The following is a 13934-nucleotide window of genomic DNA, read 5'->3' as shown; positions in this document are numbered from 1 at the left end:
GTGCTGCTCGCTTTGATGCTTCCGGTCGCAGGTTGGTGGTGCGGGTGAGTGGCGAGGAGCGGCGGCATGGGGAGCGGGCACGGGCCGGGGCATGCACCCGGTCGTCGGCCGGGGCATCGCCTGGGACATTGGCCGTGGCAGCGGGTCGGGCGGCGGCCGGAGCATGGGCTGGGGCGGCGGCCGGAGCAGCGGCTCGGGCGGCAATTCGGGTGGCTCTGGGGTGCGTACGGGACCAGCGCGCTCGGTACGTGGCTCGCCTTCGGCGCGTTCCCGCTGATCGCCATCCAGGTGCTCAACGCCGGGCCGGCCGAGGTCGCCGCACTGTCCTCGGTGGGGACCGCGGTGGGCGCGGCGGTGGCGGTGCCGCTCGGCCCGTGGGTGGAGTTCCGCCGCAAGCGGCCGGTGCTGATCGGGACGGACCTGGTGCGGTGCGCTGCGCTGCTGACGATCCCCGCCGCGTACGCATTCGGGGTGCTCACCTTCGTTCAGCTTCTGCTGGTCTCGGTCGTCGTCGCGGCGGCCGACATCACCTTCCGGGCCGCCTCGGGCGCGTACCTGAAAACACTGCTGCCGGCCGAGGACCTGCTCGTCGCCAACGCCCGGTTCGAGGCCACGGCCTGGTCGACCACGATCGTCGGGCCGCCGTTGGGTGGCGCGGCGATCGGGCTCCTCGGACCGGTGGCGACGGTGGTGGCCGACGCGGTGAGCTACCTGCTCTCGGCCCTGGGCATTCGCGCGACGGGCGGGCACGAGCCGCGGCCCGAGCGCCGGGAGGCCACGCGCATGCGGGCCGGGGACCTGCTCGACGGCTGGCGGTACATCCTCGGCGACGCGACGCTGCGTCCGCTGTTCTTCAACACCGCCCTCTTCAACGGCCTGGTGATGGCCGCCGAGCCGCTGCTCGCCGTCCTGATGCTCGGGCGGCTCGGGTTCGCACCGTGGCAGTACGGCCTCGCCTTCGCCGCGCCCGCGGTCGGCGGGCTGCTGGGGTCGCGGCTCGCCCGACCGCTCGTCACCCGGTACGGGCAGCACCGGGTCCTGGTCGTCACCGGGACACTGCGCGCGGTCTGGCCCATCGGCCTGGCCTTCCTGGGGCCGGGCACCGGAGGGCTGCTGCTGGTGATGGGCGTCGAACTCGGGCTCATCTTCTGCTGCGGGGTCTTCAACCCGGTGTACAGCACGTACCGTCTCGAACGCACCGCGACCGCCCGGGTGACCCGTACGCTGACCGCCTGGTCGGTGTCGACCAAGACCTCGACCGCGCTGCTGACGGCCGTGTGGGGCGTGCTGGGCAGCCTGTTCGGTCCGCGTACGGCGATTGCCCTGGCCGGCGTACTCCTGCTGGCGACGCCGCTGCTGCTCCCCCGCCGCGCGGCGGCGCCTGTGTCCGAGGCGTCGGTCGATGCCGCCAGTGCCTCCGATGCACCCGATGCTTCCGGCGCATCCAGTGTCTCCGAGGTCTCGGATCTCTCGGAGGCGGAACCGGGGGCGGGACCGGAATCGGCCCCCGGACCGGAATCGGCACCGGCACCGGCACCGGCACCGGCACCGGCACCGGACCGTACGTCACCGGGCTGACACGTTCACCGCGGCGCTCGACGCTCAGGCGCGGGTCCGGACATCGGAGGACGTCCAGCCTCGGTAGGGCTGAAGCGCTTCCTCCGCCAGCTCCTTCGGGATGACCTTTGCGCTCGCCAGATTGTTCACCGCCTCCATGATGGATTTGGTGATGGGCGTCGCTTCGCCGCCCACGATAATACCCGGGTCGAAGTGCTCCTTGATGGTCGAGTTGTCGCGGGAGTGGCCCGCTCGCAGATTCCGGCCGTTGTTCGAGGTCGCGCCGACGACTTCCTGGAATCCGTTGTTCGCACCGGCGAATTGACGGAAGCCGTCCATGATGCCGTCGACCGAGGGGGACGGGGCGCATGCGGTGATGAGCTGCCGCACCGCGGTGTCGATCTCCAGCAGCCGCATTCCGTCATTGCCTGCGGCGCGGCGGGTCTCGGCAGCGCGCTCGATGATGTGCCCGACGTAGTGATCCGACAGCCGGTGATTGCGGGAAATGGGGACGGGAGAAGCGCCGTGCGTCGTACCGATGCGCTGGTTCTGCTGCCAGTTGGTGGCGAGGGCACGGTCGTACTGGTTCTCGCCCTGGAGTTCGTCCAGGCGCTGCCGCGCTCGCGGGGAGGACGGGCGCTCGGCGGCCACTCCCTGGTAACTCAGCATTTCCTCAGTCGTTGCGTTGGAAATGCTTGCGCGGTCATAGCTCTGCATGTGCGGCCCCTTCGGCCACCGCTGTACGACGGGCCCTGAGGAGGCGCCATTCCGCTCCTTCTCAATTGCCCGGGCAACCGCCGCGTTACCGGCACTGCGCTGCAATGCCCGGAGCGCGTCGGGGCTGTGCGTGCCGGCGGCGGTGGCTTCGGACGGGACGGGCCTGCGCGTGGTCGCCGCCTTCCGCTGTGCCTCTTCCGGCTTCCGGTCGTGTGCGTACATCAACACCTCTCCCTGCAGAACGTTCACCCTCGATCAGCGAAAGCGAGCGGTACAAGGGCCACCGGGGCAAGATTTGCCGCGGGAGGGCAAACTGCGCTGGCACGATCGGGTAACGGCGCACGAGGCCGTGCGGACCTGACGCCGGTCAGGCAGCCGTCTGCTCACCGAAACGACGCCGGGTAGCGCATGCCCGGCGCTGCTCGCACTCGTCTACGTGAGCGGCGCTTCCGGCGTCGGCGAGAGGTGGCTCGGAACCCGAGACGGATCAGGGGGGTCGGTGATGTGAGGGAGTATCAGCACCGAGTCCGTGTGGAGTGTGATGCGTACCGGTGTGAGGGTGGTGGCGTCGAGTGGCGAGTCGCCGGTGCCGGGGTTGCGGGCGTAGCGCGGATGGGCACCGCCGCTGATCTGCCAGCGGATGCGGTGGCCGACGGCGAAGCGGTGGGACGTGGTACTCATCGCCACGGTGACCTGCGAGGGGGTGTCTCCCGTCGTACGGAATCGGCCCAGGCCGTCGCAGACGTTGACGGAGCGGCCTTGTGCGTCCACGTCGCAGAGGCGGGTGAAGACGTCGGCGTATCCGGTGTCCGTGGAGACGCTCAGCCGTGCGGAGACCGGGCCGAGGATGTCCACGGGCTCGGTCAGTGGCGGGCTGGTGAACGTCACCACGTCGTCTCGAGCCTCCAGGTTGGCGTTGTCCCGGGGGCCGGCGGTACGGGAGAGCAGTGGGCCGCCCAGGGACGGGGTGGGGTCGGCCGGGTCGTAACGGAACGACGTCAGTGGGGCGGAGTCCGTGCGGGCATCCTGTTTCGCGGAAGCCTGTTCCGTGGAGGCACGCTCCGCGGGACCCTTCTCCGCAGACGTCTGCCCTGGGGAGAGCTGCTGGGTGAGGTGCCCGCCCCGGCTCGCGTACCACGACGTGGCAGCGTGGGGTGGCGGCCATTCGTCGAGGTCACGCCAGGTGTTTTCGCCGCCGGTGTGCACGCGTACCGCGGTGGGGCGCAGGCCGGAGGGGTCGTCGTGCAAGTGCGCTCGCAGCCAGGCGAGGCTCTCGGCGAACACCTCGGGCCATCCCTGCTGCAGCGCGGAAGTGTGAGTCCAGGGGCCGACGAGCAGGGCGGTCTCGCAGCCGGAGCGACGCAGCCGGTCGTACTGCTGGAAGGTCTGGTCGACCAGCGCGTCGTGCCATCCGGTGATCAGGCTCGTCGGCACGCGGAGCCTCTCCGCCGACTCCGCCGACGACGCGCCGCGCCAGTAGGCGTCCTCGGCGTCCGGGTGCGCCATCACCTCGTCCAGCCACGGCAGTTGACCCCCGAGGGCGGGCGCGTACGCCCCGCGCAGGGGCCGGGCGGTGATGGCGTCGCGCAGGCGGCGCTGCAGGCGCAGTGTCGCCCTGACGAACTGCGTCATTCCCCTGTGCTGGTATGTCATACCCATACCGACGGCGAGCGCGTTCTCCAGGCGCAGCACACCGTCCGCGTGGAACAGGGCGTACGGATCGTGCAGCCCTACTTGCACCACCATGGCGTTGAGTTCCGGTGGCGGGTCCAGAGCGAGGGCCCATTGCACGTAGCCCAGATAGCTGGGGCCGATGGTTCCCACCTGCCCGTCGAACCAGGGCTGTTCGCGCAGCCAGGACACCGTGGCCCGGCCGTCGGCGGCCTCGTTGCGCCACAGGTCGAATTCACCGCCCGAGCCGCCGGTGCCGCGGCAGCTCTGCAGGACCACGTGGAAGCCCTGTTCGGCGAAGAGCAGGCCGTACATGGGAGACCACGGCACGCCTCGGCCGTAAGGCGAGCGGACCAGGAGCGTGGGGAAGTCGCCTTCCGCGCGCGGGAAGTAGTGATCGGTGATCAACGGGCTGCCGTCGGCGGCCGGCACCCTCAGCCCCGGCTCCCACCCGGCCTCGTACCGCTTCTCCGGCAGCCCCCGCCAGGTCGCCCTCATCATCCGCGACAGCAGCGGCGGCTTGCCGCCAGGCGGCACCCAGACCGGCCCGGCGGCGGCGTCGGGCATGCGTGGCGTACGCGGCGTACTGGATGGCATCGTCGGCCCCTCCCTTAATTCCGTACGTCGTACGAGAATAGAGGATGCTTAGATGACGCTGACAAGAGCCGCTTCAACATCCAGGGAAAGGGGTGCGCGACCGTGGCCGGTGAAGGGAAGAACGGCGAGGGAAAGTCCGGCGCCGCGGGTGTCGACCCCGAACGCCTCTGGCTGCGCCCCACCGAGTCCCGCAGGGGCCGGAAGCCTTCCTTCAGCCGGGAGGCGATCACCGCGGCAGCCGTCGCGCTGGCGGACGCGGAAGGGCTGGAAGCGGTCACCATGCGACGGGTGGCAGCCGAGGTCGGAGCCGGTGTCATGTCGCTCTACAGCTACGCGCCCGACAAGGAGACGCTGCTGGAGCTGATGGTCGACCACGTCAGCGGGGAACTGACGGTCACGGAGCCGCCGAGCGGTGACTGGCGTACCGATCTGAAGGCCATCGCCCATCTGCAGCGGGCCCACATGCTGCGCCATCCCTGGCTGCCCGCCGCCTTGTCCACCCGTCGCACTCCGGGGCCCAACACACTGGCCTTCCTGGAACACGCACTCGCCGTCCTGCGGCCCACCGGGCTGGACGGTGCGGCGAAGCTGGAGGTGTCCGCCCAGCTCACCGCGTTCGTGGCCGGGCACGTCGCCCACGAGATCGCGCAGGCCGCGGTCTCACAATCCCCGGACAGGGCCGCGGCCGAGGCCCGCTACCTCGCCGCCGTCGCCGCCGACGGCCGCCACCCGGAACTCGCCGAAGCCCTTGCCTCCCCCGGGCGGCCCCTCGCCCCCGAAGCCACCTTCACCCGGTTCCTGGGCCGACTGGTCGACGGCCTCGACACCGACTGACACCGCCCTGCGGACCCGCCGTCCCGCACCAGCTGGGCTGCGTCGCTCGCCAGGTGGTGCGCGCCTCCGGCGGTACAACGGCCTAGTCGAGCGTGACGTCTCCCGGACGGGACGGTACGGCGTCCAGCGCGGAGAGCGTTGCCTCGTCCAGCGTGACCGCTCCGACCTGTACGTTCGCCTCCAGGTGCGCCGGGCCGGCCGTGCCGGGGATCAGCAGTACGTTCGGGGCATGGTGGAGCAGCCAGGCCAGCCCCACCTGGGCCGGCGTGACGCCCAGGTCGCGGGCCGCGGCGATGACGGCGGGCTCGTCCGTCACCTTCGGCATGCCGGCGAAGGCGCTGCCGAGGGGGAAGTAGGGCACCCACGCGATGTCTTCCCCGGCGCACAGGCGGAGCATCTCCTCGTCCTCGCGCGCCACGAGGCTGTACGCGTTCTGCACACACGCGATACCCGCCGGCAGGGCGCGTCGCAGGACGTCCAGGGAGACGCTGCTGAGGCCGATCGCACCGATCTTGCCTTCGTCGCGCAGGGCGGTCATCACCGCGAGCTGGTCGTCGAGGTCGACGACCTGGCCCCCTTCGGCACGCAGGCCGGGGCCGGTGTCGGTGCGGCGGAGGTTGACCAGGGGGATCCGCCCCATTCCCAACGTGGCCAGGTTGTCCTCGACGGCGGCCCGCAGCTGTTCGGGGCGTTGCGCCAGGCGGAGCGGAAGGGGGCCGTCGGGATCGGGCTCGGCGCCGACCTTGCTGACCACCATGACGTCGTCCTCGGCGCCTGCGACCTCACGAATCGCCTCGCGGATCACCTCGTTCACGAAGCCGTGGCCGTAGAACTGGGCGGTGTCGAAGTGGTCGATGCCCAGCTCGACGCAGCGGCGCAGCAGGGCGACCGCCGCCTTGCGGTCGTTGCGCAGGCGCTCCAGCTGCATCGCGCCGAAGCCGATCCGGGAGACGGTGCGGCCCGCGAGCCGCCCGGCGCCACCGGCGCGGGGCGCGCCGGACGCGGTGACCTCAGCAGACCGGTCGAGGTAAGCCATAGGGTCTCCTTCACGTGGGACCATGGACGAAACGGAGCTACTCCGTTTCCTCACCGTAGCACTAACCGGAGGCCCTCCGCTTTGTCTGGGACCGAACCCACCACCGGCCGCGGCACGGCCGCCACAGGCCGCGGCGCCGCAGCGTCCGGCCGGCCCGCCCGTGCCGACGCCCGGCGCAACCGCGACAAGCTCCTCGCCGCGGCCCGGGACGCCTTCGCCGCGTCCTCGGACGCCGTCGCCCTGGACGCCATCGCGCGTGCGGCCGGGGTCGGCATCGGCACGCTGTACCGGCACTTCCCCACCCGCGAGGCGCTCGTCGAAGCGGTCTACGCCACGGAACTCGACGAGGTCGTCGCCAGCGCGCGCCCGCTGCTGGACGAACTGGAACCCGCGGCCGCACTGCGCGCGTGGATGACCCGGTACGCGGAGTTCTTCAAGGTCAAGCGCGGCATGTCCGACACACTGCGCGCGGGCTGGGCCTCTGGCAGCATCGCCACCCCCGCCACCCGGGAACGCATCACCGCCACCGTGGACATGATGCTGCGGAGCGGTGCGGAGAGCGGCTCGCTCCGGGGCGACGTCGATCCGGAGGACGTCACCCTGATGCTGCTCGGTGCGTTCCTCTCCACCGCGGCGGCCGACTCGCCGGAGAAGGTCGACCGGCTCCTGGACCTCATCGTCGAAGCGCTGCGGCCGGCCCCCGAGCCGCAGGGCGGATGAGCGGAGGGGCCGCGGCCCCGTCTCCCGGCGCCTCCCCGCCCCCTCCTCCCTCCCCACTCCCTGCGCCGCTCGCCGTTCAAGATCGATTGTCAGTGGTGGGTGAGAAGGTGGAAGCAACGAGGGAAAAGGGGGAGCGTTCATGTCCGGAGCCCAGAACTACATCAACCACGTTGCTCTTGTGCTGGACGCCAGTTCGTCCATGTCGCATCTGAGCCGCAAGGTCGTCGACGTCGCCGATCAGCAGATCGCCTACCTGGCCCGCCGGTCGAAGGAGCTGGACCAGGAAACCCGCGTCACGGTGTACGTGTTCGCCGACTCGGTCGAGTGCGTCATCTACGACAAGGACGTGCTGCGGATGCCGTCCCTGAAGCAGCTGTACCGGGTCGGGGGGATGACGGCGCTGCTGGCGGCCACCCTGAAGTCGCAGCGGGAGCTGGCGCAGACCGCGCAACTGTACGGCGATCACAGCTTCCTGACGTTCGTACTGACCGACGGACAGGAGAACGCGAGTCACCGCTGCCCGGATGCGCCCGCTCGCAGCCCGCGTGAACTGGTCCAGGCCGTATCGCAGTTGATAGCGACGCAGCAGGACAACTGGACGCTGGCCGTGCTGGTGCCGGACCAGATGGGGAAGCGGGAGGCCATGCAGTGTGGTTTCCCCAAGGACAACGTCGCCATTTGGGACGCCACGAGCACGCAGGGCCTGGAGGAGGCGGGGCAGGTCATCCAGCAGGCCACCGAGAACTTCATGGTGGGCCGGGCCCGGGGCATCCGGGGGTCGCGTGCGGTGTTCTCCACGGGAGCCGATGCGGTCAACAAGGAGACGATCGAGGCAGCCGGCCTGACTCCGGTGAATCCGTCGGAGTACCAGTTGATTCCGGTGGCGCGCGAGGCCGCGATACGGGAATGGGTCGTCGAGTGCGGACACACTTACCGCACCGGGTGTGCGTTCTACCAGCTGAGCAAGTCGGAGAAGATTCAGGCGAAGAAGCAGATCGCGGTGCTGGAGAAGAAGACGGACCGGGTGTACACGGGACCGCAGGCGCGTTCCCTGCTCGGGCTGCCGGACACGGAGGTGCGCGTCCACCCGGACCGCAATGACGACTTCACCATCTTCGTGCAGAGCACCAGTGTGAACCGGAAGCTGATACCGCACACGCGGCTGCTGCTGATGCTCTGACGTCCGCCGACAGACCGGCTTGTCGCGAGGAGCGACGGCAGCCACTGAGCCGGTGCCGGCGAGGAGCGAGGGGCGGCCGGTGGGCCGGTGCCGGCACCCGGCCGGCACCGGCCCAGCGGCCCACCGCACGCCTCACATCTTCTCGGCGCCCGCCTTGATGGCCTCGCGGATGCGGGTGTACGTGCCGCAGCGGCAGATGTTGCGGATCTCGTCGAGGTCGGCGTCGGTGATGTCGTGGCCCTCGGCTGCGGCCTGGCGGACCTTGGCGACCGCGGCCATGATCTGGCCCGGCTGGCAGTAGCCGCACTGGGCGACATCGAGGTCCAGCCATGCCTCCTGCATCGGGTGCAGGTCCTTGCCCACGGTGGCGGGCAGGCCCTCGATCGTGGTGATCTCGTCGTCCGGACCGATCTTGGAGACCGGCACCGAACAGGGGTTGAACGCCTTGCCGTTGATGTGTGACGTACAGGCCTGGCAGACGCCCAGGCCGCAGCCGTACTTCGGGCCGGTCACGCCGAGCAGGTCGCGCAGGACCCACAGCAGTCGTACGTCGTCCTCGGCCTCGACCGTGGTCTGCTTGCCGTTGAGCTTGAAGGTGTGGCGGGAAGGGGACACGGAGGGCTCCTCAGTACGCGCGGTCGAGACCGTCGGTGGGCGACTGCGGGGTGGACGGTTCGAGCGGCAGCGGCTCGAAGGAGAGCGTGCCGTGGTTGATCGGGAAGCTGGTCGGCATGGTGCCGGTGGCCCGCGCGTACGCACACGCGATCGCGGCGAACGCGGGGGCCACCCCCAGTTCGCCGGCGCCGGCGGGCTTGTCGGAGGTCGAGGGCATGACGATGACCTTCAGGTCCAGCGGGGTGTTCCACTGCCGGGTGTAGAAGTACTCGTCCCAGCTGCCCTCCAGCGGGATGCCGTCCTTGATGTGCAGGCTGGAGGTGAGCGCCAGCGCGATGGCGTCGTTCAGGCCGCCCATCATCTGGGCTTCCAGGCCACGGGGGTTGATGGCGAAACCCGCGTCCACGACCATCACCGCCTTGGTGACGCGCGGCCCGGTCACCGCGTCCCTGATCTTCCGGTTCACCGTCTCGGGCCGGCAGTCGATCTCGACGAGTGTGGCGAGGGCGCCGCGGTACTCGCTGTGCAGCCCGATGCCCTGGGCCATGCCGTGCGGCAGGGACCTGCCCCACTCCCCCGCCTCGACGGCCTTGTCCAGGCACGCGCGCAGCCGGTCGTCCCTGAGGAAGGAGCGGCGGAACGCCACCGGGTTCTTGCCCGTCTTCGCCGCCAGCTGGTCGATGACCAGCTCCTGCGCGCACACCACGTTCGGCGAGTAGATGTTGCGCATGCTGCCGGTGTTGAACTCCAGCGGCACCTCGTTGAGGAGCTGGGTGGTGACGCCGAAGTCGTACGGCGAGGACTGGGTCAGCGCGAAGATCGTCTCGGCGAAGGTGAGATTGCCGGCCACCGGCAGCTTCGCGCCCGCCGAGGTGATCATCTCGCCGAGGCCGTGCCCGAAGTCGGTCTTGGCGCTGGTGTGGCGCTGCTCGAAGCTGAGGACGTTGCCGCCCGCGTAGGTCGCCCGTACGCGCGAGACGCACATCGGATGCGTACGGCCCTGCCGGAAGTTGTCGGTCCGCGACCAGGACAGCTTGACCGGCTTGCCCATCTTCTGCGAGATCTCCGCGGCCTCGGCCGCCACGTCGTGGAAGAGGTGCCGGCCGAACGAACCGCCGCCCTCGACCACATGCACCGTGACGGCGCTCGGCGGCAGCCCGAGCCGGGCGGCGATCTCCTGCTGGGCCACGATCGGCACCTTCAGGCTCGCCCAGATCTCGGCGCGGTCGGACCGCACGTCGGCGATCGCGTTGTCCGGCTCCAGCGGGCTGTTGCTCGCGAAGGCGAAGGTGAACTCCGCGTCGATCTTCTTGGTGAGCACCGGCGGTACGGCCATCGGCAGCGCCGCGTCCTTGAGCTTCGCCAGTACGGTGTCGTCCGACTCGCCGTCGACGCTCCCCGGGCCCCAGGTCACCTCCAGCGCGCGCAGCGCGTCGATGCACTGGCCGAACGTCTCGCCGCGCACCGCAACGCCGTGCCGTACCGTGGCGACGTCGGTGATGCCCGGCATGTTCCGTACGGTGTCGGCGTTGTGCACGGCCTGGACCGTGCCGTTGATCGTCGGCGGCCTGCGGACCATGGTCGGCTTTGCGTCCGCGACCTGGAGGTCCATGCCGAACTGCTTGCGTCCGGTCACGGCGGCGAGCGCGTCGATGCGGTTCCGGGGCGTGCCCAGCACCGTGAAGTCGGAGGCAGGCTTCAGGCGCGGGGTGCCGACCGCGGTGGTCTTCGCGCTGGCGGCGGCCTTGGCCAGCGAGCCGTACGTCGCGCTGCGCGCCGAGCCGTGCGTGATCACGCCGTCCTTGGTGGTCAGCTCGCCGGCCGGGACGCCCCACTGCTCAGCGGCGGTGGTGAGCAGCCGCTGCCGGGCGATGGCCGCCGCCGTACGGACCGGGAGGTACATGCTGCGCATCGAGTTCGAACCGCCGGTGAGCTGGTTCATCAGCAGCTCGGGCCGGGCGTCGGCCAGTGTGACGCCGACGCGCTCCAGCGGGAGGTCCAGCTCCTCGGCGATCATCATCGCGATGGCCGTGGTCATGCCCTGGCCGACCTCGGCCCGCGGTACGGCGAAGGTGCCGGTGCCGTCGGCGTGTACCTGGACGGATATCAGCCCCGAGGTGGGCGCCGCCGCGAGGTTCTGCAGGTCACCGAGGTCGAACAGCTCCTCGGGCTGCGGCGGGGTGGGCACCGCGGCCTCGGCGGGCTGGGCGGCCGCCCCGTCCACGCCCAGCCGGACGCCGACGGCCAGCGTCGGCGCCGCGAGCAGATAGCCGAGCAGCCGGCGTCGCCCGACACCAGCGGGCGCGGCCTCCGCGCCGCCGGGTCCGGCCTCCGCACTGCCGGTCGCGGCCTCCGCGCCGCCGGGTGAATGGCCCTGTCGTGCCATATGCGTTCCTTCCGAAGGTCCTGAACTCTCCGCCGTGCGGCCCGAACTGCGCCCAGGACGCGTGCACGTCACGGGCATAGATTGCGCCATGTGCATGACAGTTTGACGGATCTTCGGTTACGGAGCGAACACGGTACCGGACAGTAGACGGAGAGGGGGCTTTCCGGCGGCCGCGCCGGGCCGCGGCCCGGCTACCTGCGGGGGCCACCACGTCCCCGAGGAGCCACCGCGGCTGCACACCCGCATTCCTCAGCCGGCCGCCGCGTCCGCTGCCGCCGCGTCCGCCGCCGAACCAGCCACCGGCGCGTCCGCCGCCGTCATCCCCTCCGCCGCTTCCCGGCTGATCCGTTCGAACTGGGCGCCCATCGCCTCGGCCAGGGCTTGGGCGGCGTTCAGCGGGCGCACCATGACCGTGAACTCGTCGATCAGGCCGTTCTCGTCGGTGTGCAGGAAGTCGCAGCCGCTGATCTCGCGGTCCCCGACCCGCGCGGCGAACACCAGCGCATGGTCGCGGCCCTCGGCGTCATGGATCTCGCGTACGTAGCGGAAGTCCTCGAAGACCCGGGAGACGCCGCGCAGGATCGCCGCGGTGATCGCCTTGCCGGGGTACGGGCGGAACGCGACGGGGCTGGTGAAGACGACGTCCTCGGCGAGCAGCGCTTCGATGGCCCGGTGGTCGCCGGCCTCCACCGCCTGACGGAATGCGTGCATGCCCTCTCCCTTCATAGTCAACTTGTTGAATAGGTGCGGGCGAGAGTAATCGCATCGATGTACGGTGTCCATATGTCACTCAAGTACGCGGTCCTCGCGGCGCTCCTGGAGGGCGAGGCGTCGGGGTACGAGCTGGCCAAGATCTTCGACGTGTCGGTGGCGAACTTCTGGGCGGCCACGCCGCAGCAGCTCTACCGCGAGCTGGAGCGGCTGGCCGGGGACGGTCTGATCCGGGCGCGCGTCGTCCGGCAGGAACGCAGGCCGGACAAGCGGATGTTCACGCTCACCGGCACCGGGCGGCAGAGCCTCGCCGCCTTCACCGCGCAGCCGCCCCGCCCCACCGCCATCCGGGACGAGCTGCTGGTGAAGGTGCAGGCCGCGGACGCGGGGGACGCCGACGCGGTCCGCGCGCACATCGAGGAGCGCATGGCGGGGGCCCGCGGCAAGCTCGCCCGGTACGAACGAGTGCTGGAGCATCTGCTCGCCGGGCGGAGCGAGGAGGAGTACCTGCGCGACGCCGAACGCGTCGGCCCGTACCTGACACTGCTGCGCGGCCGCCTGTTCGAGGAGGACACCCTGCGCTGGGGCGAGCGCGCACTGGCCGTACTGGCAGCCCGGCACGGGGCGGCGGCGCAGAGTTGACGCACAGGCCGGCGGAGTGACGGTCCGCTCCATCGTGAGCAGCACCGCCTCGTCGGCCGGTGGCGCATCGGTATGTTCCGGCCCTGCGGGGTACCCCGCGCCGCATGGGATCTTTGAGCTCACCGGTGCTGTTGGTGCTGTTCCTCGCGAGCGCGGCGGTGATCTGGTACTCCGGTATCAAGCTGTCCGACACCACCGACGTACTCTCCGAACGGCTGCGTCTGGGAAGTGCGTTGGGCGGGCTGCTCCTGCTGGCCATCGCCACGAACCTGCCGGAGATCGCCATCACCGCGAGTGCGGCCATGGCCGGGCAACTCGACGTCGCGGTCGGCAACATCCTCGGCGGCATCGCCATCCAGACCGTCGTGCTGGTGGTGCTGGACGCGGCCGGGGTCCGGCCGCGCGCGCCGCTGACCCGGCTGGCCGCCAGTCTCGTCCTGGTGCTGGAAGGGCTGCTCGTGATCGCGGTGCTGGCCGTGGTCGTGATGGGCACTCAGCTCCCTGACGACCTGTCCTTCGCCCGGCTCGGCCCCGCGCCGCTGGCCATCACCGTGCTGTGGATGACCGGCCTGGTGCTGCTGAACCGGGCCGGCAAGGGACTGCCCTGGCGCGAGGGCGGGGACGCGCCGGGTGCCCAGCCGGAGCCGCGCGGGCACTCCAAGCGCAAGAAGGAGAAGGCGGCCACCGCCCAGCGCATCGGCACCGCACGCGCCGCTCTCGTCTTCACCGCGGCGGCCGTGGCGACGCTCGTCGCCGGTGTCGTCATCGAGCGCAGCGGTGAGGAGTTCTTCGCCCGGCAGGGGCTGAGCGGTGTCCTGTTCGGCGCCACCGTACTTGCCACCGCGACCGCCCTTCCGGAGATCAGCACCGGCCTGGCCTCGGCCGAACTGGGCGACTACCAGCTGGCCATCAGCGACATCTTCGGCGGCAACGCCTTCCTGCCCGTGCTGTTCCTGCTCGCCACGGTCATCTCCGGCAGGCCGGTGCTTCCGGCCGCGCACCACACCGACATCTACCTCACCGCGCTCGGCATCGTGCTGACCACCGTCTACCTCGCCGGCCTGATCTTCCGGCCGCGGCGCCAGTACCTGCGGATGGGCATCGACAGCGTCGCCGTCCTCGTCCTGTACGCCGCGGGCATCGCCGGCCTCACCACCATCGGGAACTGAGCCGTGTTCGATGGGTTCGGGGTACCGGGACGCCACCCCCGGCGAGTGACTTTTCCGCAGGTCAGCCGTTCGTGCAGGGCAGGACGTGCCCGGTGACGA

The 13934-nt window shown here is 70.8% G+C and carries 12 protein-coding genes; 6 read left to right on the top strand and 6 right to left on the bottom strand.

Features of this window, described 5'->3' with window-relative positions; translation table 11 throughout:
* Positions 1–66 precede the first annotated feature (66 nt).
* Complete coding sequence (locus tag C3486_RS04075) at positions 67–1578, top strand: MFS transporter (RefSeq protein WP_181138434.1); 1512 nt, start codon at positions 67–69, stop codon at positions 1576–1578.
* 24 nt (positions 1579–1602) lie between these two features.
* Here C3486_RS04075 and C3486_RS04065 read toward each other — a convergent pair whose 3' ends face one another.
* Both C3486_RS04065 and C3486_RS04060 read right to left on the bottom strand, forming a co-directional pair.
* Positions 1603–2496, bottom strand: coding sequence for a hypothetical protein (locus tag C3486_RS04065; protein WP_146074953.1), 894 nt, complete (start codon positions 2494–2496; stop codon positions 1603–1605).
* A 210-nt stretch (positions 2497–2706) separates the two neighbouring features.
* On the bottom strand, positions 2707–4443 hold the full coding sequence (locus tag C3486_RS04060; protein ID WP_103831175.1) for a CocE/NonD family hydrolase: 1737 nt from the start codon (positions 4441–4443) through the stop codon (positions 2707–2709).
* Between the two features lie 201 nt (positions 4444–4644).
* Between C3486_RS04060 and C3486_RS04055 the strand changes: the two genes are divergently transcribed.
* Positions 4645–5376, top strand: coding sequence for a TetR/AcrR family transcriptional regulator (locus C3486_RS04055; protein WP_103831146.1), 732 nt, complete (start codon positions 4645–4647; stop codon positions 5374–5376).
* A gap of 82 nt (positions 5377–5458) precedes the next feature.
* On the opposite strand, the gene C3486_RS04050 is transcribed toward C3486_RS04055, so the two are convergent.
* Entirely contained in the window at positions 5459–6412 is a 954-nt protein-coding gene (locus C3486_RS04050; RefSeq protein ID WP_103831145.1) for an aldo/keto reductase, read from the bottom strand.
* An 81-nt stretch (positions 6413–6493) separates the two neighbouring features.
* Between C3486_RS04050 and C3486_RS04045 the strand changes: the two genes are divergently transcribed.
* Positions 6494–7132 (top strand): TetR/AcrR family transcriptional regulator, encoded by a 639-nt coding sequence (locus tag C3486_RS04045; RefSeq protein ID WP_103831144.1) that lies wholly within the window; start codon positions 6494–6496, stop codon positions 7130–7132.
* Between the two features lie 139 nt (positions 7133–7271).
* Positions 7272–8312, top strand: a complete 1041-nt coding sequence (locus tag C3486_RS04040; RefSeq protein WP_103831143.1) for a vWA domain-containing protein — start codon at positions 7272–7274, stop codon at positions 8310–8312.
* Positions 8313–8444: 132 nt separating this feature from the next.
* Here C3486_RS04040 and C3486_RS04035 read toward each other — a convergent pair whose 3' ends face one another.
* From C3486_RS04035 to C3486_RS04025, 3 genes are all read right to left on the bottom strand, one after another.
* Entirely contained in the window at positions 8445–8927 is a 483-nt protein-coding gene (locus C3486_RS04035; RefSeq protein ID WP_103831142.1) for a (2Fe-2S)-binding protein, read from the bottom strand.
* A gap of 10 nt (positions 8928–8937) precedes the next feature.
* Entirely contained in the window at positions 8938–11313 is a 2376-nt protein-coding gene (locus tag C3486_RS04030) for a molybdopterin cofactor-binding domain-containing protein (RefSeq protein WP_103831141.1), read from the bottom strand.
* 249 nt (positions 11314–11562) lie between these two features.
* Positions 11563–12024 carry a nuclear transport factor 2 family protein gene (locus C3486_RS04025; protein WP_103831140.1) on the bottom strand — a complete coding sequence of 154 codons (462 nt, stop codon included), beginning with the start codon at positions 12022–12024 and terminating at the stop codon, positions 11563–11565.
* 72 nt (positions 12025–12096) lie between these two features.
* Between C3486_RS04025 and C3486_RS04020 the strand changes: the two genes are divergently transcribed.
* Together C3486_RS04020 and C3486_RS04015 are read left to right on the top strand one after the other, a co-directional pair.
* Complete coding sequence (locus C3486_RS04020; RefSeq protein ID WP_103831139.1) at positions 12097–12666, top strand: PadR family transcriptional regulator; 570 nt, start codon at positions 12097–12099, stop codon at positions 12664–12666.
* Positions 12667–12770: 104 nt separating this feature from the next.
* A complete protein-coding gene (locus C3486_RS04015) occupies positions 12771–13835 on the top strand; it encodes a sodium:calcium antiporter (RefSeq protein WP_103831138.1) in 1065 nt (354 codons plus the stop codon).
* Positions 13836–13934: the final 99 nt, after the last annotated feature.

The organism is Streptomyces sp. Ru73 (genome assembly GCF_002920575.1).
GTDB lineage: Bacteria > Actinomycetota > Actinomycetes > Streptomycetales > Streptomycetaceae > Streptomyces.
Note: the sequence above shows the minus strand (reverse complement) of the source record. Positions and strands in the feature narration are given on the sequence as shown.

Coding starts and splice junctions, on each gene's coding strand:
- C3486_RS04075 (WP_181138434.1), top strand. CDS start 67: ATGGGGAGCGGGCACGGGCCGGGGCATGCACCCGGTCGTCGGCCGGGG.
- C3486_RS04065 (WP_146074953.1), bottom strand. CDS start 2,496: ATGTACGCACACGACCGGAAGCCGGAAGAGGCACAGCGGAAGGCGGCG.
- C3486_RS04060 (WP_103831175.1), bottom strand. CDS start 4,443: ATGAGGGCGACCTGGCGGGGGCTGCCGGAGAAGCGGTACGAGGCCGGG.
- C3486_RS04050 (WP_103831145.1), bottom strand. CDS start 6,412: ATGGCTTACCTCGACCGGTCTGCTGAGGTCACCGCGTCCGGCGCGCCC.
- C3486_RS04040 (WP_103831143.1), top strand. CDS start 7,272: ATGTCCGGAGCCCAGAACTACATCAACCACGTTGCTCTTGTGCTGGAC.
- C3486_RS04030 (WP_103831141.1), bottom strand. CDS start 11,313: ATGGCACGACAGGGCCATTCACCCGGCGGCGCGGAGGCCGCGACCGGC.
- C3486_RS04025 (WP_103831140.1), bottom strand. CDS start 12,024: ATGCACGCATTCCGTCAGGCGGTGGAGGCCGGCGACCACCGGGCCATC.
- C3486_RS04020 (WP_103831139.1), top strand. CDS start 12,097: ATGTCACTCAAGTACGCGGTCCTCGCGGCGCTCCTGGAGGGCGAGGCG.
- C3486_RS04015 (WP_103831138.1), top strand. CDS start 12,771: ATGGGATCTTTGAGCTCACCGGTGCTGTTGGTGCTGTTCCTCGCGAGC.